We start from the raw sequence: 18,522 nt of genomic DNA, 5'->3' as shown, positions 1-18,522 counted from the left end.
TCCTCAGGCCGTGACCGCTGCCACCTCAGGCTCAACCACCGCGACCAGCCCTTCCTTCATCCGCTTCGCATCCCGCACAAAACACCGCGCCGCCAGAAACAGAAACACCATGGTCAGGAACAGTGCCACCGGGATCAGGTACATCGCGTCATGCAGGCCGACCGCCTTGAACGCCTCGGTCATCTGCTCGGCACCCGCCGAAATCATGGCCGACTTGGCGAAGTGATCGGACAAACCACCGACCACCACCGGCCCCAGACCACCGCCCAGCAAATACAACCCGGCAAAGAACAGCGCCATCGCCGTGGCCCGCAGGCGCGGTTCGACCACGTCCTGAATCGCCGTGTAGACGCAGGTGTAGAAGTTATAGGCAAACAGCCAGCCGACACTGAACAGCGCGACAAACACACCGATCTCGATCCGCCCGGCGTGCAGTGCCCAAGCGGTGCACACGGTGGAAATGATCAGGCTGAACGCCGCAAACAGCAGCCGCCCGTTAGCCACGCGCTGATGGATCTTGTCGGCGATCCAGCCGCCGAGCGTCAGGCCGATCAGTCCGGTCACGCCGACGATCAGCCCCGTGGCCACTGCCGCTTCCTGCAACGGCATCAGAAAATAGCGCTGGAGCATCGGCACCAAAAACGAGTTACAAGCATAGGTGGCGAAGTTGAAGCACAACCCGGCCATCACCAGCCACAGAAAAGTCGGCACCGCGAGAATCCGGCGGATCGGCTTGTCGACTTTCTCCTGCGACACTTGCACGGTCTCCGCCGCGCCGCGCTTGGGTTCCTTGATGAAAAACATGAACACCGCCAGCAGCAACCCCGGCACGGCAGCAATAAAGAACGGCGCACGCCAGCTGTCGAACGCCTTGACCATCGCGCCGATGGTGAAAAACGCCAGCAGCAGGCCCAACGGCAAGCCCAGCATGAAGATGCCCATGGCCCTCGCGCGACGGTGCGCCGGGAACAGGTCGCCGATCAGCGAGTTGGCGGCGGGCGCGTAACTGGCCTCACCGATGCCGATGCCCATGCGCACCAGCAGGAAACTCCAGAAACTGCCGACCAGGCCGTTGACCGCCGTCAACGCGCTCCAGGTCGCCAGCCCCCAGCCCATCAGCTTGCTGCGCGAGCCGGTGTCGGCCATGCGCCCCAGCGGCAGGCCGGCGATGGCATAGACGATGGTGAATGCGGTGCCGACGATCCCCAGCTGAAAGTCGCTGAGGTGCCATTCCATGCGGATCGGCTCGATGATGATCGCGGGGATGGTGCGATCGAAGAAATTGAACAGGTTGGCGAGGAACAGCAGGAACAGAATGCGCCAGGCATTCGCCGCTTGGGTCGAGTTCTGCATGGGTCCGTCTCTTTTATTGTTATAGGGCTTCACTGCCGACGCATCCGAGCCCGGAACCTGCAATCTAGTCACGCTCGTCGGGACTGTCTGTGATCATTCGTCAGCCTGATGACGGGCCATGGCCGTGTAACGAAACGTAAGCCCTTGAAATGCTTCGAATCCCCCGAAAACCGGGGGTTTTGCGGAAAAATCCGGCAATGAAAAAATACTTTCACGCCCCCCTTCCCAACGCCGTGGCAAAGCCTAGAATGGCCGCCGGATCCGTCCGGATCCTGCCGATCAATCCCTTTGATGCCCCCCTAATGTCCGAAGTCAGTCCGTGTCTGAGTTGCGGTGCCTGCTGTTCCCATTTTCGTGTTTCATTTTTCTGGGGGGAATGCGCATCCTCCGGCGGGACCGTGCCCGATGAACTGGTCACCCAGATCACGCCCAGCCGGGTCGCGATGATCGGTACCGACCGCAAGGCGCCGCGCTGCACCGCGCTGGAAGGCGACGTCGGAAAATCGGTGGCCTGCACGATCTACGACAAGCGTTCCAGCCCCTGCCGCGAGTTCGAGGCGTCGTGGGAAAACGGCGAGCAGAACACCGACTGCGACAAGGCGCGTGCCCGTTTTGGCCTGCCGCCATTGCAACCGCACTGGAACGAAGTCGCCTGAGCTACCGAGCGTACGAGGCTTAGCGCCAATCGCTATGACGCTCATGCCAAAATCATTAGAGCCAATGTGCCACCACCGCTTGCACCCCGAAATCGGCCTCTATACTGCATTCATTCGCCTGCGTTGATGACGCAGTAAGGAAGCACTCAGAGACGGGGCATGCTATGGAGTGGCTTGGTTTGCAGTTTGTTGCCGAGCTGCCGGAGAGCGGGCAGGTCATTCTCAATTGCACACACAATCCCTTGCTGGTGCTGATCGCCTATCTGGTGGCCTGCGCCGCAAGCTTCGCTACCCTCGACATGGCGGAACGCGTCGGCCATGCCGAAGATCCCGGATCACGCAGGATCTGGCGCTGGATCGGGGCCACCTGCCTGGCCGGTGGCATCTGGGCCATGCATTTCATCAGCATGCTGGCGTTCCAGACGCCGATCGACATCCAGTACGACCAGTCCATCACCCTGTTTTCCCTGCTGATCGCCGTGCTGGCCTCCTGGCTGGCCATGCACACGCTGAGCGAGCCGCAGCCCAGTCTGCTGCAATACCTCAAGACCGCCATCGTCATCGGCCTGGGCATCGCCGGCATGCACTACGTCGGCATGGCCGCCATGCAATCGGCGGCCACGGCCTACTACGACCCGACCCTGTTCGGACTGTCGATCCTGATTGCAATCGGTGCCAGTTTCGCCGCCCTGTGGGTGGCCGGGAATTTGCGTGAAGGCAGCGGCCTGCACAACCAGATGCTCAAATACGTGGCCACATTGATTCTCGGGGCCGGCATCATCAGCATGCACTTTACCGGCATGGCGGCGTTGCATCTGGTCCTCCCGGAGGGGAGCATTCCCACACTGAAGGTCGACTCCAGCCATCTGCAACTGGGGCTCACCGTCGCCTTTATCACCCTGCTGATCCTCGGCAGCGCCATCAGCGCCGCACTGGCCGACAAGAAACTGCAGAACAAGGAACAGGACCTGCGCCGGGTCAACATGTTGCTCAGCCAGCTCGATCAGGCGCGGATGTCGCTGCAGCAGGCGGCCAATTACGACGCCCTGACCAACCTGATCAACCGTCGCGGTTTCAACCAGCTCTTCGCTGAAAAGCTCAGCCAGAAATCCACCGAGGGCGGCATGCTCGCGGTGATGTTTCTCGACATCGATCACTTCAAACGCATCAACGACAGCCTCGGCCATGATGCCGGCGACGAGCTCCTCAAAGTCATCGCCCAACACATCAAAGGTTCGGTGCGCGGCCATGAAGACGTGGTCGCCCGTTTCGGCGGCGACGAATTCTGCATCCTGATCAGCCTGCGCGACCGCGAAGAAGCACGCAACCTCGCTCAGCGCATCATGCTCAAGATGAAGGAGCCGATCGAACTGGCCGGGCGGCGCATGGTGATGACCACCAGCATCGGCATCAGCCTGTTTCCCGAAGACGGCACCACCTGTGATGAACTGCTCAAGCACGCGGACCTGGCGCTGTATCAATCCAAAGGTGCTGGACGCAACGGCGTGCACTTTTTCGATTCCAACCTGAAAAACCGCGCAAGCCTGGAGCTGCAACTGGAAGAAGAACTGCGTCTTGCCCTGCGCGAAGAGAACGGGCTGATGCTGTATTACCAGCCGATCTTCGAACTGAAGACCGGCAAGGTCACCAAGCTTGAAGCGCTGATTCGCTGGCAGCACCCGGTGCACGGCCTGCTGACCCCGGATCGCTTTATCGCCATCGCCGAAAACAACGGCCTGATCGCCGAACTGGACAACTGGGTGTTGCGCAAGGCCTGTGAAGACCTTGGCGAATTGTCGCGCCATGGCTGTGATGACCTGAAGATCGCCTGGAACTGCTCACCGCTGAATCTGGCCCGGGAAGAACTGGCCAATGAAATCGAACACGCCTTGCGCAGCGCCGGCGTTTCCCCCGAACGGCTGGAGCTGGAGGTGACCGAGAACGCCCTGATGGGCAACATCGCCAACACGCTGGTGCTGTTGCGGCAGATCCGCGCCCTGGGCGTGTCGTTGTCGATCGATGATTTCGGCACCGGTTATTCGTCGCTGGCCTACCTCAAGCGACTGCCGCTCAACACACTGAAAGTCGACCGCTCATTTATCCTCGATATTCCCAAAGCCACCGCCGACATGGAAATCGTCCAGGCGATCATTGTCATGGCCCACACCCTGCACTTGCAGGTGGTCACCGAAGGCGTGGAAAGCCTGGAGCAATACGAATTCCTCGAACGTTCGGGCTGCGACTTCATTCAGGGCTACCTGCTCAGCCGTCCGGTGCCGCTGGACGAACTGCGCCCGGTCCTGGAAGAGATCAATCAGCGCAAACACTCCCACGCGGTCAATCCGCTGACGCTGGCTCGCGGTACATTTTCACCAGTGTTGATGGATCTTTCGCCAAAAAGCCCTGCGCCCCATGCAGGCGCATCAGTTGTGCGGCCAATCCGCTGATCGGCGTGGCCGAGCCCACTTCGCGAGAAAACTTCACCGCCGTGTCGAGATCCTTGAGCAGCGTGCGCACGTGCCATTTCACCGGTTCGAAACGGCTTTCGGCCATTTGCGGGGCGAGGATCTGCAGCGGCTTCGAATCGGCGAAACCACCGGCCAGTGCCTCGGCGATCAGACTGGCGTCGACCCCGGACTGCTCGGCCAGCGCGACCACTTCGGCAATCACCAGCGCATTGCACGCGACGATCATCTGGTTGCAGGCCTTGGTCACCTGGCCGGCGCCGACGCCGCCCATGTGCGTGACGCGCTGACCGAGGGCGAGCAACACCGGGCGTACGCGATCAAGATTCGCTGCATCACCGCCCACCATGATCGCCAGACTGCCAGCCTCGGCCCCGACCACGCCGCCGGACACCGGTGAATCGAGCCACGTCATGCCAGTCCTGTCGGCCAACTCAGCCGCCATCTCGCGAGTCGCCGTCGGTTCCAGGCTGGAAAAATCCACCAGCAACTGACCGCGCTTCGCCCCTTCGGCGACACCAGCCGGGCCAAACACCACCTCACGCACCACCGCCGTGTCAGCCAGGCACAGCATCACCACATCGGCGTGCCGACACAGCTCGGCGGGCGTCGCCACCTGCCGGGCACCGGCCTCGACCAGCGGCGCGCATTTGTCCGGGTTGCGGTTCCATACGGTCAGCGGATAACCCGCTGCCAGCAGACGCCGGCACATCGGCAGGCCCATCAGACCGATTCCGGCAAACCCCAACGAAGGTAGCGTTGACATCATTTAGCCTCCTTTTGATTAAAGATCGCCGAATAATGGCCGATCCATCATCAATCAGGAAAGGATTCCCCCGCGCGGCACTCAGGCCAGAACCCTGACGCACGGGCCAAATACGCGCAGTAAAAAGACGCGAGATTCCCATTCCGTGAGGCTCGACGACACCGGTCGCCGAACCAACCAGTCCAGGTATATGGCGCACAATGACTTCTAAAAACAATCCGGCCACTGCGGTATCCGATCTGACCCTGAGCCCAGCAGCGAACAGCCCTGCCCCGATGAAGCCATTGCCTCCTTCGCGCCCGTTGGGCACCCAGCAATACCTGTACTTCACCGAAACCAACACCGACCGCATCCTCGACAACCTCGATGGCCTGCGTGACCTGGTGTTCCCGCGCCCGCCGCATCTGGAAGGCGACAACGAGCAGCACAACGATCAGGAATTCCCGTCGGTGTGCCTGATCGGCCTCGGTCGCTGCGGCTCCAACATCGCCCTCGACGTGGCGGAGCTGGTGTACAACGCACGCAAGTTCTACCTCAACGAGTTCAACAACGAAGATCGCGCGGCTGACCGGCGTCTGGCGACCGACAAAGGCTACAGCCCGGCCCAGTGGATCAAGCAGAACCTGCGGATCGGCCCGAACAAGTCGACCAAACCGGTGTTCCTGGTGGAACCATTGGTGATGCTCGGCGACCTGGACAAAGACATCGCCGGACGCATCCGCTTCTCGCGCAAGGGCGAAAAGAGCGGCTTCCTGCGCGACTACAGCAAAATGAAGATCATGGACTTGTCCGAAGTCCACGCCGGCGGCGCCGGTAACGCGCCGATCCTCGGCCAGTACCTGGCGAAGATCATCCTGAACAAGGACACCCAGCGCTTCTCCAGCCCTGACTGGAAAATGATTCACTCGTACCTGATCGACAGCTGCGGCATCAAGGCCAACCAGTCGCGCCTGTATTTCTCGATCTTCAGTGCCGGCGGCGGTACCGGTTCGGGCATGGCCTCGGAATTCGGCCTGGCCCAGCAGCACTCGTACATGAACAAGACGTTCGACACCAAGCCGATGGACGAACATGACGGCAAGAGCGGTCATTCGTTCGTGTTCGAGCCGATCTTCACCAGCGGCATCTGCGTGCTGCCGAACATTTCCGACCACCGCAGCGAAATGTCCGAGGCGCTGCACATCAACGCCGGTCGCCTGCTGTGCAAATACCTGTCGGAAGAATGGGATTTCTCGTACAACTTCGCCAACGAAGACAGCAGCGAAGCCAGCGTCATGGGCCGTATCCGCCCATGGAACGCGATGATGCTGATCTCCAACGACATCATGCGTTACGCCGAAGAAAGCGATGACGGCAACATCCAGAACATTGATGTCAATGCGATGGAGAAGCACGCCAACCAGTACATCTCGCAGCAGATCTTCAACATTCTGACGGCCCAGGCAGTCACGACCGACTACGACCAGAACTATTTCCGTCGTGCCGGCATCGACATCGGCGAGACCATTCGCCTGGACGCCAACGACCTGTTCATGAGTCTGGCCGGCCCGGTGGCGATTGCCTACGCAGAATCGGTAGTGCCGGAAACCCCGCCGCCGAGCAGCGACAAGTTCAAGGTGTTCGACAAAGAGCCACAGCGCCTGAACATCGACGACCTGTTCTTCCGTTCGATCGACCTGCCGCACTTCAACAAGGTCACCCAGGCCATCGAAGGCATCAGCCTGCTGCCGATCGAATCCAAGCGTTATCGCGCCTCGCTTGAGCAGTACAAGAACTCCGGCTACGACGCCGCTGCGCTGCATGACCTGCACTTCTTCAAGAACTGCTCGTCGGTGGTCTCGATCGTTTCGCTGCCGAAAGACTACAAACTGTCGTACATGGACCTGAACCGGTTGAAGACCCACCTCAACAGCCTGTTCCCCAACACCACGCTCAAGCGTTACGCACTGGTGATCGGCGCCTCGGCGAACCTGTCGCTGACCACCCTGATCGCCAAGAGCCCGTGTCTGTCGGACGACTTCCTGACCCTGATCGTAGCGTTCATCAAGCGTTGCTTCGCGAAGAACCCGTACCGTTTCGACGAGACCCTGGACAACTCGATCCTCGACTTCATCATCAATGAAGAATTCGACGAAGACCGTATCGACGAACTGCTCAACGAATTCGAGAACCCGGCGAAGATCCTCGATACCAACTGGTACGCGATCAAACCGATGTACGAGAAGAAGTACCGCGAGCTGATCAACGACAAAGAGAAGTTTGTCTCGATCAACGACATCCGCCTGTCGCGCGATTGCGTGAAGAAGTCGATCAAGTACCTGCGCGAGATCTACCGCCACCGGATCGGCAAGACCAAGGTCATTTCGCTGAATAACCATACTGGCAAGACTTACTCGGTCTGACACCAGACCGAGGCTCTCCCATCGAGAGCAGGCTCGCTCCCACATTGAAAAACATTCCCTGTGGGAGCGAGCCTGCTTGCGATGAGGCCCTCGAATTCCCCGATGTATTCAGACTTTCCAACATCCAGAAACAATTAAGCAGCCGTTAGGCTGCTTACTAAACTGTGCCCGTTACGTTTACGTCACCGTTATGCCACCCCCGCTTGTGGCATTTCTCTACGGCAACGTGCCATCACGCTACTCGGCTACACACTTTTCCTCGGCGATCGCGCGCACCAACAAGGTGCACCACCTCAGGCAGACGCCCTTTCCTGGACCAGAATCCATGGCCGAACCACGACCGCCCACATCTGCGGATCACGTTCAAAAATATCCAGCGCCCGCGTTTCAGACAGCTTGGCGACTTTGTCTTCGGCCAGCCAGGCAGCGACTTTCTCGCCTTGATCCGATGCCACGGCCTCGGCCACGGCGATCAAATCCAGGTCAGCGTCGACCCACAATAGGGCACCCTGGGCGTAGAAGCGCTCCAGCTCCTTCCAGGTAATAGATGCGGTTTCACCAAGCAGCTTGGCATAGAGGGTGCTAGGTTCTTGATTCATGGGACTGTCCGGAAAAGAAATCGGCGCGAATGATAACGTCGGTGGTCCGGCAGAAAAACCCGGTAGCAAAAGGCTGTACCGAACGAAAAGAGCAGGAAGGCCAGGGAATGCTGATGATTGGGGTATAAGCCCTCTGAACGTCCCGCCGCAATTCTGTCTTTTTCTTTCATTAAAGCGACATCTCCAGAATTTGCCCCTGGGCGCCAGCTTCCCAGGCCAACAACCGGCGCTCTACACTGTACCGGTACAGTTGCCGGGGGCATTTCCGGACGATATCGCGATGATATCTGGCCCGGTTCTGCTGCTACGGCGTCAGGACTCTAAAAAAATACAACAGTAAGAGTGGAGCACTATGACTAAGGCTACTAAGCAGATTTCCAAACTGTTTGCCGCTATGGTACTGGCCGGGGTTGCCAGCCATTCGTTCGCAGCTGACACCATCAAGATCGGTATCGCCGGCCCTAAAACCGGCCCGGTAGCCCAGTACGGCGACATGCAGTTCAGTGGCGCCAAAATGGCCATCGAACAGATCAACGCCAAGGGCGGCGTCGACGGCAAGAAGCTCGAAGCCGTTGAATACGATGACGCTTGCGATCCGAAACAAGCGGTAGCCGTTGCGAACAAGGTCGTCAACGACGGCGTCAAGTTCGTGGTCGGTCACCTGTGCTCCAGCTCCACTCAGCCTGCTTCGGACGTTTACGAAGACGAAGGCGTGATCATGATCACCCCGGCTGCCACCAGCCCGGACATCACCAGCCGTGGTTACAAAATGGTGTTCCGCACCATCGGCCTGGACAGCGCCCAGGGCCCTGCCGCCGGTAACTACATTGCCGATCACGTGAAACCGAAAATCGTTGCTGTTCTGCACGACAAACAGCAATACGGTGAAGGCATCGCCACCGCCGTGAAGAAAACCCTGGAAGGCAAAGGCGTCAAGGTTGCCGTGTTCGAAGGCGTCAACGCCGGCGACAAAGACTTCTCCTCGATGATCTCCAAGCTCAAGCAAGCCAACGTCGACTTCGTCTACTACGGCGGCTACCACCCAGAGCTGGGCCTGATCCTGCGTCAGTCCCAGGAAAAAGGCCTGAAAGCCAAGTTCATGGGTCCGGAAGGCGTGGGTAACGACTCCATCTCGCAGATCGCCAAGGACGCGTCCGAAGGCCTGCTGGTGACCCTGCCGAAGTCCTTCGACCAGGATCCGGCCAACGTTGCCCTGGCGGATGCATTCAAGGCGAAGAAAGAAGACCCGAGCGGCCCGTTCGTGTTCCCTTCCTACTCGGCGGTTGAAGTGATTGCCGGCGGTATCGCCGCTGCCAAATCCGAAGACCCTGCGAAAGTGGCGGCTGCCATTCACGCCGGCACCTTCAAGACCCCGACCGGCGACCTGAGCTTCGATGCCAAGGGCGACCTGAAGGACTTCAAATTCGTGGTCTACGAGTGGCACTTCGGCAAACCTAAAACCGAAGTTTCGCCTCAGTAAGGCGCTGCCTGACTGACTGCCAATAAAGCCCACGGCGTGCCGTGGGCTTTGTTTTACGAATGTATTGGGCCGCGCTGGCGTGATCCGCCAGTCTCCCCACCTGAAAATCTCAAAACCGTCATCAGCGGTTCGCTGGCAAAACCCGGATTCGAAGTGGATAAAGATCCACGGGGCCGGGCGGGAAAATGACTCCACCAGTGAAATGCGTATCAGGTTTTTAGGAGCGCTGTAATGCCTGACATCTATCACTTCTTCCAACAGCTGGTTAATGGCATGACCATTGGCAGCACGTATGCCCTGATCGCCATCGGCTATACGATGGTCTACGGCATCATTGGAATGATCAACTTCGCCCACGGCGAGGTGTACATGATCGGCTCCTACGTGGCCTTCATCGCCATCGCCGGGCTGTCCATGATGGGACTCGACAGTGTTCCACTGTTGATGACCGCCGCTTTTCTCGCAACCATCGTCGTGACCAGTGCCTACGGTTACAGCATCGAACGCGTCGCCTACCGCCCCTTGCGCGGCAGCAACCGTCTGATCCCGCTGATTTCCGCCATCGGCATGTCGATCTTCCTGCAGAACACGGTTCTGCTGGCGCAAGACTCCAAGGACAAATCCATCCCCAACCTGATCCCCGGCAACTTCTCCATCGGGCCAGGTGGCGCACATGAAGTGCTGATTTCCTACATGCAAATCGTGGTGTTCGTGGTGACCCTGGTCGCCATGCTCGGCCTGACGCTGTTCATCTCCCGCTCTCGCCTGGGTCGCGCCTGCCGTGCCTGTGCCGAAGACATCAAGATGGCCAACCTGCTGGGCATCAACACCAACAACATCATCGCCCTGACCTTCGTCATCGGTGCTGCGCTGGCGGCCATCGCGGCCGTGCTGCTGAGCATGCAATACGGCGTGATCAACCCGAACGCCGGTTTCCTCGTCGGCCTCAAGGCCTTCACCGCCGCGGTACTGGGCGGCATCGGCAGCATCCCCGGCGCCATGCTCGGCGGGCTGGTGCTCGGTGTGGCGGAAGCCTTTGGTGCCGATATCTTCGGCGACCAGTACAAGGACGTCGTGGCGTTCGGCCTGCTGGTTCTGGTGCTGTTGTTCCGGCCAACCGGCCTGTTGGGTCGTCCGGAGGTTGAGAAAGTATGACTAGGAATCTTAAACAGGCGCTGTTCAGCGCCCTGCTGGTGTGGGCGGTGGCCTACCCGGTACTCGGTCTGAAGCTGACCATCGTCGGCATCAACCTCGAAGTGCATGGCACCAGTACCTCGACATTGATCACCATTGCCGTCTGCTCGGTACTGATGTTCCTGCGAGTGTTGTTCGACCAGCAGATCGGTGCGGCGTGGAAATCCTCACCGAACCTGCCCAAGATGCCGGCCAAGGCCAGCAGCTTCCTGACCCTGCCGACCACCCAGCGCTGGATCATCATTGCGTTGATCATCGGTGCACTGGTCTGGCCGTTCTTCGGCTCTCGCGGCGCGGTGGATATCGCCACGCTGGTGCTGATCTACGTGATGCTCGGCCTCGGCCTGAACATCGTGGTCGGCCTGGCAGGCCTGCTCGACCTCGGTTACGTCGGCTTCTATGCCGTCGGCGCCTACAGTTATGCGCTGCTGTCGCACTACTACGGTCTGAGCTTCTGGATCTGCCTGCCGATCGCCGGACTGATGGCGGCCACCTTCGGCTTCCTGCTCGGTTTCCCGGTACTGCGTCTGCGCGGTGACTATCTGGCGATCGTGACGCTGGGCTTCGGTGAAATCATCCGTCTGTTCCTGCGTAACCTCACCGACATCACCGGCGGCCCGAACGGCATCAGCAACATTCCGAAGCCATCCCTCTTCGGGTTGACCTTCGACAAGACGGCCGCAGAGGGGATGCAGACCTTTCACGAGTATTTCGGCCTGACCTACAACCCGGTGAACAAGGTGATCTTCCTTTACCTGATCGCGGTGTTGTTGTCGCTGTTCGCGCTGTTCGTCATCAACCGCTTGCTGCGCATGCCCCTGGGTCGTGCCTGGGAAGCGTTGCGCGAAGACGAGATCGCTTGCCGCGCGCTGGGCCTGAATCCGACGATCATCAAGCTCTCGGCGTTTACCCTGGGTGCCTGCTTCGCCGGTTTCGCCGGCAGTTTCTTCGCTGCCCGTCAGGGTCTGGTGACGCCGGAGTCCTTCACCTTCATCGAGTCGGCGACCATTCTCGCCATCGTGGTGCTGGGCGGCATGGGCTCGCAGCTGGGCGTCGTACTCGCCGCGGTCGTGATGATCCTGTTGCCGGAAATGATGCGTGAGTTCAGTGAGTACCGCATGCTGATGTTCGGCGCCCTGATGGTGCTGATGATGATCTGGCGACCTCAAGGTCTGCTGCCCATGCAACGTCCTCACATGGAGCTGCGCAAATGAGCCGCGAGATCCTGAAAGTCGAAAATCTGAGCATGCGCTTCGGCGGCCTGCTGGCGGTCAACGGCGTGGCCCTGACCGTGAAGGAAAAAGAGGTGGTTGCACTGATCGGGCCGAACGGCGCGGGCAAGACCACCGTGTTCAACTGCCTGACCGGTTTCTACAAGCCGAGCGGCGGCAGCATCGTGCTCGACGGCGAGTCGATCGAAGGCCTGCCGGGCCACAAGATCGCCCTCAAAGGCGTAGTGCGTACCTTCCAGAACGTGCGGTTGTTCAAGGACATGACAGCGGTCGAGAACCTGTTGATCGCCCAGCATCGTCACTTGAACACCAACTTCCTGGCCGGTCTGTTCAAGACCCCGGCGTTTCGCAAAAGCGAGCGCGAGGCCATGGAATACGCCGAATACTGGCTGGACAAGGTCAACCTCAAGGAATTCGCCAACCGTCCGGCCGGCACCCTGGCCTACGGTCAGCAACGTCGTCTGGAAATCGCCCGCTGCATGATGACCCGTCCGCGGATCCTCATGCTCGACGAACCGGCCGCCGGCCTGAACCCGAAGGAAACCGAAGACCTCAAGGCGCTGATCAGCGTGCTGCGTGAAGAGCACAACGTGACCGTGCTGCTGATCGAACACGACATGAAACTGGTCATGAGCATTTCCGACCACATCGTCGTGATCAACCAGGGCACGCCTCTGGCCAACGGCACGCCGGAACAGATCCGCGACAATCCTGAAGTGATCAAAGCCTACCTGGGGGAAGCGTAAATGCTGCAGTTCGAAAACGTTTCCACCTTCTACGGCAAGATCCAGGCCCTGCACAGCGTCAACGTCGAAGTCCGCCAGGGCGAGATCGTGACCCTGATCGGCGCCAACGGTGCCGGCAAGTCCACCCTGCTGATGACGCTGTGCGGTTCGCCGCAGGCGCACAGCGGCAGCATCCGCTACATGGGTGAGGAACTGGTCGGCCAGGAATCGTCGCAGATCATGCGCAAAAGCATTGCCGTGGTCCCGGAAGGCCGTCGGGTGTTTGCCCGACTGACCGTCGAAGAGAACCTGTCCATGGGCGGATTCTTCACCGACAAGGGCGACTATCAGGAACAGATGGACAAGGTTCTCGGACTTTTCCCACGCCTGAAAGAGCGCTTCAACCAGCGCGGCGGCACCATGTCCGGCGGCGAACAGCAAATGCTCGCCATCGGCCGGGCGCTGATGAGCAAGCCGAAACTGCTGCTGCTCGACGAACCGTCGCTGGGCCTGGCACCGATCATCATCCAGCAGATCTTCGACATCATCGAACAGCTGCGCAAGGACGGTGTGACGGTGTTCCTGGTTGAGCAGAACGCCAACCAGGCGCTGAAAATCGCTGACCGTGCGTACGTGCTGGAGAACGGCCGGGTGGTGATGCAAGGCACCGGTGAAGCGCTGCTGACCGACCCGAAAGTGCGCGAGGCGTATCTCGGCGGTTGATCGATTGCGTTAAACAAAAAACGGCCTTCGGGCCGTTTTTTTTTGCGCTTTGAAAATTATTTTCGCGATCGCTGTAACGCATCGCCAGGTCGTTTCTCTAGTGGGGTAAGCAAGCGCACATCGCTTGTTCCAACCCAAGTTGAAACCGGAGAAACATCATGACCGCTACCACCCGCACCCTGTCCGCCACCGCCCTGGTTCTGGCCCTCGGTTCCGCCCTGAGCATGGCCGCCGTTTCGACCGTCCAGGCTGCCGACAACACCAACATGGAAAAATGCTTCGGCGTGGCCATGAAAGGTCATAACGATTGCGCCGCCGGCGCCGGCACCACCTGCGCAGGCACGGCGAAAATGGATTACCAGGCCAACTCCTGGAAGTTCGTTCCGAAAGGCACCTGCGCCACCACCGAAAGCAAAACCTCGCCGACCGGTTTCGGTCAGATGGAAGCCTTCAAGGCCAAGTCCTGATCCGGCGGCTGTCCGAGTGTCGACCATGATCACTTCCTGCGACCATGCCTCCACCCGCACTCGGGCAGCCCTCCCCGGGCTCCCGCCCCGTGCCGGGCTGGGGCTCAAGACCGGGCACTTTCGTGAAGTGCTCGGTTCTTTACCGGACATCGGTTTCTTCGAAGTCCACGCCGAAAACTACATGGTGGCCGGCGGCCCCTTCCATCACTTTCTGGGTTTGATCCGCGAGGCGTATCCGCTGTCGCTGCATGGCGTCGGCTTGTCCATCGGTGCCGAAGGCCCGCTGGATGTTCAACACCTCAAACGCCTGAGCGCGCTGATCGAGCGTTATCAACCCCAATCCTTTTCCGAACACCTGGCCTGGTCGAGCCACGGCCCGGTGTTTCTCAATGATCTATTGCCCCTTGCTTACGACACGCCGACGCTGAATCGCGTCTGCGATCACATCGACCAGGTGCAGAACACTCTCAAGCGCCCGATGCTGCTGGAAAACCCGGCGACGTATCTGGCATTCCAGCGCTCGACGATCGACGAAGCGGACTTCATCCGTGAAGTCATCCGGCGCAGCGGCTGTGGTTTGTTGCTGGACGTGAACAACGTCTATGTCTCGTGCATCAACCATCAGCGCGATCCCCTGGCCTACCTCGACGCACTGCCATTGCACGCCGTCGGCGAGATTCATCTCGCGGGTTTTGCCGAAGATTCCGACAGCCTCGGTGATCGCTTGCTGATCGACGATCACGGCGCACCGATCGATCAGGCCGTCTGGTCGTTGTACCGGCAAGCGCTGGAACGCGTCGGCCCGGTGGCGACGTTGATCGAGCGGGACAATCAGGTGCCAGCCTTCAACGTGCTGCTGGCCGAAGCGCAACAGGCCGATGAGCTTCTGCTTTGCGCAGGAGGTCGGCCATGAGTGTCCAAGCCACTTTCAGCGCAGCACTCCTCGACATTAGCCAGCCTTGCCCCGACGGCTTGTGCAGCGCCAACGGGGCCGATCCGGCCAGTCGATTCGCGGTGTACCGCAACAACGTGCAGGGTTCGTTGAGCAATGCACTGGCCGACAGTTATCCCGTGGTAATGCAATTGGTAGGAGAGGAATTCTTCCGCGCCATGGCCGGAGTTTTCATTCAAAACCATCCACCACACAGTCCGTTGATGAGCGACTACGGCAGTGATCTGGCGGACTTCATCAGCGGATTCGAACCGGCGTCGAGCGTTCCTTACCTCGCCGATGTCGCGCGGCTGGAGCGCTTGCGCACGCTGGCCTATCACGCCGCCGATGCATCGCCGTTGAGCCAGGAACAGATTGCTGCTGCATTCGCTGATCAAGAGGCTCTGAGCAATCTGCAAATCGGTCTGCATCCTTCGCTGCATGTGCTCGATTCAGCCTTTGCCGTGGTGGATATCTGGGCCGCGCACCAGCACGACAACACGCTGGCCGGGATCGATCTGAATCAGGCCCAACAGGCGCTGGTCCTGCGCAACGGCCTGGAGGTCGAGGTATTCGCCGTGGATCACGGCGCCAGCCAGTTCATTCGTCAGCTCAAGGCCGGCCTGTCACTCACTCAGGCGCTGGAATCTGCAGAAGCCTTCGATCTCAGCCAGACCCTGGCCCTGTTGATCAGCCGCCATGCCCTCACCCATTTCCACCCAAAGGTTTCGCCATGAACAGCCTCGTTGCCCGTGCCATTGCACTGCTGGAAAAAATCCCACACAGCCTGATCGCCTTCATCGCACGTTTTTCCATCGCGGCGGTGTTCTGGAAATCCGGGCAGACCAAGGTCGAGGGTCTGGCCATCGACCTGATCGACGGCACCTTCCAGATCGGCTGGCCGCACTTGGCCGACTCGACGATTCCGTTGTTCCAGAGCGAATACCACGTGCCGCTGGTGTCACCGGAAATTGCCGCTCACCTGGCCGCGTTCGCCGAACACTTTTTCCCGATCCTGATCCTCGTCGGCTTCGCCACTCGGTTTTCGGCGCTGGCATTGCTGGGCATGACGTTGGTCATCGAGTTGTTCGTGTACCCCGACGCCTACCCGACTCACGGCACCTGGGCCGCCGTTCTGCTGTACCTGATGACCACCGGGCCGGGCAAACTGTCGATCGATCATCTGATCGCCCGCCGTTACCGCTGAAGCCGGTCCAGCGCCTCGCCGCTGCGCTTGAACCAGCCGATCAGGTAGTCCGCCAGCACTTGGGTACGTTTCGGTAACCCGCCCTGATACGGATGCACCAGGTACATCGGCATGCGCCGGGTCTGAAAATCACGAAGGAGCCAGCGCAATCGGCCGTCAGCCAATTCCGCCTGCAGCAGATAGGACGGCAAGCGTGCGATGCCGGCGCCGGCCAGTGCGGCTTTCTTCAACAGGTTGTAGTGATTGCTGGCGAACGGCCCCGATACCCGCACCCGCAACAATTCGTGCTGCTGGTGATACAGCCACTCTTCGCGACCGCTGTAATGACTGTTGAGCAGGCAACGGTGTTCGACCAGTGCCTGCGGCGTCAGCGGCTCGCCGAAACGCTCAAGATACGCCGGACTGGCACAGGTCATTTCCTGCCAGGCAAGCAAGGGCCTGGCTACCAGTCGCTCGTCGTTGGCGACTTCCGTGCGAATAGCCAGATCGAAGCCATCGCGGGAGAGATCGCGGTAGCTGTTGTTCAACTCCAGCTCGATCTGCACTTCCGGGTATTTCTGGGAGAACTCCAGCAGCAGTCCATCGAAGAACGTTTCCCCGAGCGACACCGGCACGGTCATACGCACGGGACCGGCCATATCGTCCTTCAATCGCGCCAATGCCTGACGCGCCCTTTCGACCTGGACTACCAGCGCCTGGGCCTGCGGTAACAGCGCCGCCCCCGCCGCTGTCAGGCTCAACCGACGCGTCGTGCGCTGCAGCAACACCACGGAAAACCGTGTTTCCAGCTGACTGATGCGCTTGGACAACTGCCCCTTGCTGCACCCCAGTTGCTGCGCCGCCAAGGTAAAACTGCCCGCCTCGATCAACACCGCGAACGCCGCCAGATCATCCATCTCGCTCATGGATTGTTTCCATTTGAAAACCAAAGGTTGCCCATTAGTGCGCTTATCAGCAGAAAAAACCACTCTAGACTGAAACCTCGTTCAATCACTTGAGGCAAGCACGATGAAAATTCTGTTGATCGGCGCAGGCGGCACCATCGGTTCGGCCGTGGACAAAGAACTGTCGCAGCGTCACGAAGTCATTCGCATCGGCCGCAGCAGCGGCGATTTCCAGGTGGATATCAGCGACAGCGCATCGATCCGCAAGCTGTTCGAAAAGACCGGCAAGTTCGACGCCCTGGTGTGCGCCGCCGGCAACGTGACCTTCGCCCCACTGGGTGAAATGAACGAAGAGAGCTTCGCCCTCGGCCTGAAAGACAAACTGATGGGCCAGGTCAACCTGCTGCTGATCGGCCGCGAGTTCGCCAACGATGGCGCGTCGTTCACCTTTACCACCGGCGTACTGAGCCACGACCCGATCCGCAGCGGTGCTTCGGCTGCACTGGTCAACGGCGCGCTCGACAGCTTCGTCCGCGCCGCCGCCATCGAGCTGCCACGCGGCCTGCGCGTGAACTCGATCAGCCCGACCGTGCTGGTGGAAGCCATGGGCAGCTACGCCCCGTACTTCCGCGGCTACAAGCCAGTTCCTGCGGCAGATGTGGCATTGGCCTACGCCAAAAGTGTCGAAGGCTTGCAGACAGGTCAGACATTTCACGTGGGCTAAACCCTTGTGATGAACGGTCAGCCTGCGTAACGTGGCGGCACTTGTCTGGAGAGCCAAAGATGCGTGTTGCCCGTTCCTTGATCGTTGTTGCCCTGCTCCCTCTGTTTGCCGCGTGCCAGTTGTTCGATGGCGCGCGGGAAAGCGCCTCCCACGTCGGCCAGACGCGGATGCAGGGGCAACTGACCGCTGCCGACGGCAAACTGGTGTTCCAGGCTTGCGGCGAGCAGCGCCAATACGTGGTCAACGACATCGGCGGTACCAGCGTCCTGCAAGAGGCCGCCACGCTGGCCGATCAACAGGGCAAGCTGTTCGCCGACGTGCGCGGGAAGATCGCCGGTGACCGCCTCGACCTGACCCAGTTGTATCGCGTCGAACGTTCCGGCACTGCCTGCGATGATCCGAACTTCAAGCAACTGATCCTGCGCGCTGCCGGCCATGGCCAGGAATGGAACGTCAAGGTCAGCGGCAAAGGCATGGTCATCGACCGCGAAGGCCAGCCACCGCTCGCCGTGCCTTACGTCGAAGAGCAACTGGGCGACGGTCGTTTCAACCTCAGCAGCGAAGCCAACAACCAGCGCATCGAGTTGTGGGTGGCGCCGCAGCGTTGCGTCGACAGCAACACCGGCAGCGTGCAGCACATGAGTGCCGAGCTGCGGATCGACGGCAAGGTGCAGCGTGGTTGCGGGTATTTCGGCGGTTCGCGCAACGACTGAT

At 60.1% G+C, this 18,522-nt stretch carries 18 protein-coding genes; 14 read left to right on the top strand and 4 right to left on the bottom strand.

Annotation, left to right across the window (positions count from 1 at the left end; genetic code table 11):
- Nucleotides 1–3 precede the first annotated feature (3 nt).
- Nucleotides 4–1,353, bottom strand: a complete 1,350-nt coding sequence (locus AC1RR7_RS23740; protein WP_192559965.1) for a spinster family MFS transporter — start codon at nucleotides 1,351–1,353, stop codon at nucleotides 4–6.
- A 302-nt stretch (nucleotides 1,354–1,655) separates the two neighbouring features.
- Between AC1RR7_RS23740 and AC1RR7_RS23735 the strand changes: the two genes are divergently transcribed.
- Nucleotides 1,656–2,009 (top strand): YkgJ family cysteine cluster protein, encoded by a 354-nt coding sequence (locus AC1RR7_RS23735; protein WP_102621484.1) that lies wholly within the window; start codon nucleotides 1,656–1,658, stop codon nucleotides 2,007–2,009.
- 164 nt (nucleotides 2,010–2,173) lie between these two features.
- Nucleotides 2,174–4,456 (top strand): putative bifunctional diguanylate cyclase/phosphodiesterase, encoded by a 2,283-nt coding sequence (locus AC1RR7_RS23730; protein WP_493158535.1) that lies wholly within the window; start codon nucleotides 2,174–2,176, stop codon nucleotides 4,454–4,456.
- On the opposite strand, the gene AC1RR7_RS23725 is transcribed toward AC1RR7_RS23730, so the two are convergent.
- On the bottom strand, nucleotides 4,347–5,243 hold the full coding sequence (locus tag AC1RR7_RS23725) for an NAD(P)-dependent oxidoreductase (protein WP_273537273.1): 897 nt from the start codon (nucleotides 5,241–5,243) through the stop codon (nucleotides 4,347–4,349). The two genes, AC1RR7_RS23730 and AC1RR7_RS23725, sit on opposite strands and share 110 nt — an antisense overlap.
- Nucleotides 5,244–5,440: 197 nt before the next feature.
- On the opposite strand from AC1RR7_RS23725, the gene AC1RR7_RS23720 reads away from it, so the two are divergent.
- Nucleotides 5,441–7,642, top strand: coding sequence for a hypothetical protein (locus tag AC1RR7_RS23720; RefSeq protein WP_102621486.1), 2,202 nt, complete (start codon nucleotides 5,441–5,443; stop codon nucleotides 7,640–7,642).
- Nucleotides 7,643–7,935: 293 nt separating this feature from the next.
- Here AC1RR7_RS23720 and AC1RR7_RS23715 read toward each other — a convergent pair whose 3' ends face one another.
- Nucleotides 7,936–8,241 (bottom strand): DUF2288 domain-containing protein, encoded by a 306-nt coding sequence (locus AC1RR7_RS23715; protein WP_096819503.1) that lies wholly within the window; start codon nucleotides 8,239–8,241, stop codon nucleotides 7,936–7,938.
- Between the two features lie 352 nt (nucleotides 8,242–8,593).
- Between AC1RR7_RS23715 and AC1RR7_RS23710 the strand changes: the two genes are divergently transcribed.
- From AC1RR7_RS23710 to AC1RR7_RS23670, 9 genes are all read left to right on the top strand, one after another.
- Nucleotides 8,594–9,721, top strand: a complete 1,128-nt coding sequence (locus tag AC1RR7_RS23710) for a branched-chain amino acid ABC transporter substrate-binding protein (RefSeq protein WP_096819504.1) — start codon at nucleotides 8,594–8,596, stop codon at nucleotides 9,719–9,721.
- Between the two features lie 231 nt (nucleotides 9,722–9,952).
- Entirely contained in the window at nucleotides 9,953–10,876 is a 924-nt protein-coding gene (livH, locus tag AC1RR7_RS23705) for a high-affinity branched-chain amino acid ABC transporter permease LivH (RefSeq protein ID WP_085729918.1), read from the top strand.
- Nucleotides 10,873–12,129, top strand: a complete 1,257-nt coding sequence (locus tag AC1RR7_RS23700) for a high-affinity branched-chain amino acid ABC transporter permease LivM (RefSeq protein WP_096819505.1) — start codon at nucleotides 10,873–10,875, stop codon at nucleotides 12,127–12,129. Before livH ends, AC1RR7_RS23700 begins: the two co-directional genes overlap by 4 nt.
- Nucleotides 12,126–12,893: a high-affinity branched-chain amino acid ABC transporter ATP-binding protein LivG gene (gene livG, locus AC1RR7_RS23695; protein ID WP_096819506.1), complete on the top strand. Its 768-nt coding sequence runs from the start codon at nucleotides 12,126–12,128 to the stop codon at nucleotides 12,891–12,893. The genes AC1RR7_RS23700 and livG overlap by 4 nt, the downstream gene beginning before the upstream one ends.
- On the top strand, nucleotides 12,894–13,595 hold the full coding sequence (locus AC1RR7_RS23690; protein WP_096819507.1) for an ABC transporter ATP-binding protein: 702 nt from the start codon (nucleotides 12,894–12,896) through the stop codon (nucleotides 13,593–13,595). It abuts the gene before it with no gap.
- Between the two features lie 158 nt (nucleotides 13,596–13,753).
- A complete protein-coding gene (locus AC1RR7_RS23685) occupies nucleotides 13,754–14,062 on the top strand; it encodes a BufA1 family periplasmic bufferin-type metallophore (protein ID WP_096819509.1) in 309 nt (102 codons plus the stop codon).
- 25 nt (nucleotides 14,063–14,087) lie between these two features.
- Nucleotides 14,088–14,975, top strand: a complete 888-nt coding sequence (gene bufB / locus AC1RR7_RS23680; RefSeq protein WP_102621487.1) for an MNIO family bufferin maturase — start codon at nucleotides 14,088–14,090, stop codon at nucleotides 14,973–14,975.
- Entirely contained in the window at nucleotides 14,972–15,730 is a 759-nt protein-coding gene (locus AC1RR7_RS23675) for an HvfC/BufC N-terminal domain-containing protein (RefSeq protein ID WP_493158534.1), read from the top strand. Before bufB ends, AC1RR7_RS23675 begins: the two co-directional genes overlap by 4 nt.
- Nucleotides 15,727–16,200, top strand: coding sequence for a DoxX family protein (locus tag AC1RR7_RS23670; RefSeq protein ID WP_102621489.1), 474 nt, complete (start codon nucleotides 15,727–15,729; stop codon nucleotides 16,198–16,200). The genes AC1RR7_RS23675 and AC1RR7_RS23670 overlap by 4 nt, the downstream gene beginning before the upstream one ends.
- Here the strand turns inward: AC1RR7_RS23670 and AC1RR7_RS23665 are convergent.
- A complete protein-coding gene (locus tag AC1RR7_RS23665; protein ID WP_102621490.1) occupies nucleotides 16,191–17,105 on the bottom strand; it encodes a LysR family transcriptional regulator in 915 nt (304 codons plus the stop codon). The genes AC1RR7_RS23670 and AC1RR7_RS23665 overlap by 10 nt on opposite strands.
- 103 nt (nucleotides 17,106–17,208) lie before the next feature.
- Here AC1RR7_RS23665 and AC1RR7_RS23660 point away from each other — a divergent pair, with 103 nt between their 5' ends.
- Both AC1RR7_RS23660 and AC1RR7_RS23655 read left to right on the top strand, forming a co-directional pair.
- Nucleotides 17,209–17,808, top strand: a complete 600-nt coding sequence (locus tag AC1RR7_RS23660) for a short chain dehydrogenase (protein WP_493158532.1) — start codon at nucleotides 17,209–17,211, stop codon at nucleotides 17,806–17,808.
- A gap of 59 nt (nucleotides 17,809–17,867) precedes the next feature.
- Nucleotides 17,868–18,521 (top strand): COG3650 family protein, encoded by a 654-nt coding sequence (locus AC1RR7_RS23655; protein ID WP_493158531.1) that lies wholly within the window; start codon nucleotides 17,868–17,870, stop codon nucleotides 18,519–18,521.
- Nucleotide 18,522 lies beyond the last annotated feature (1 nt).

Source organism: Pseudomonas sp. GW821-FHT11G12, from assembly GCF_058808055.1.
This window is presented reverse-complemented; position numbering and strand designations above follow the sequence as displayed.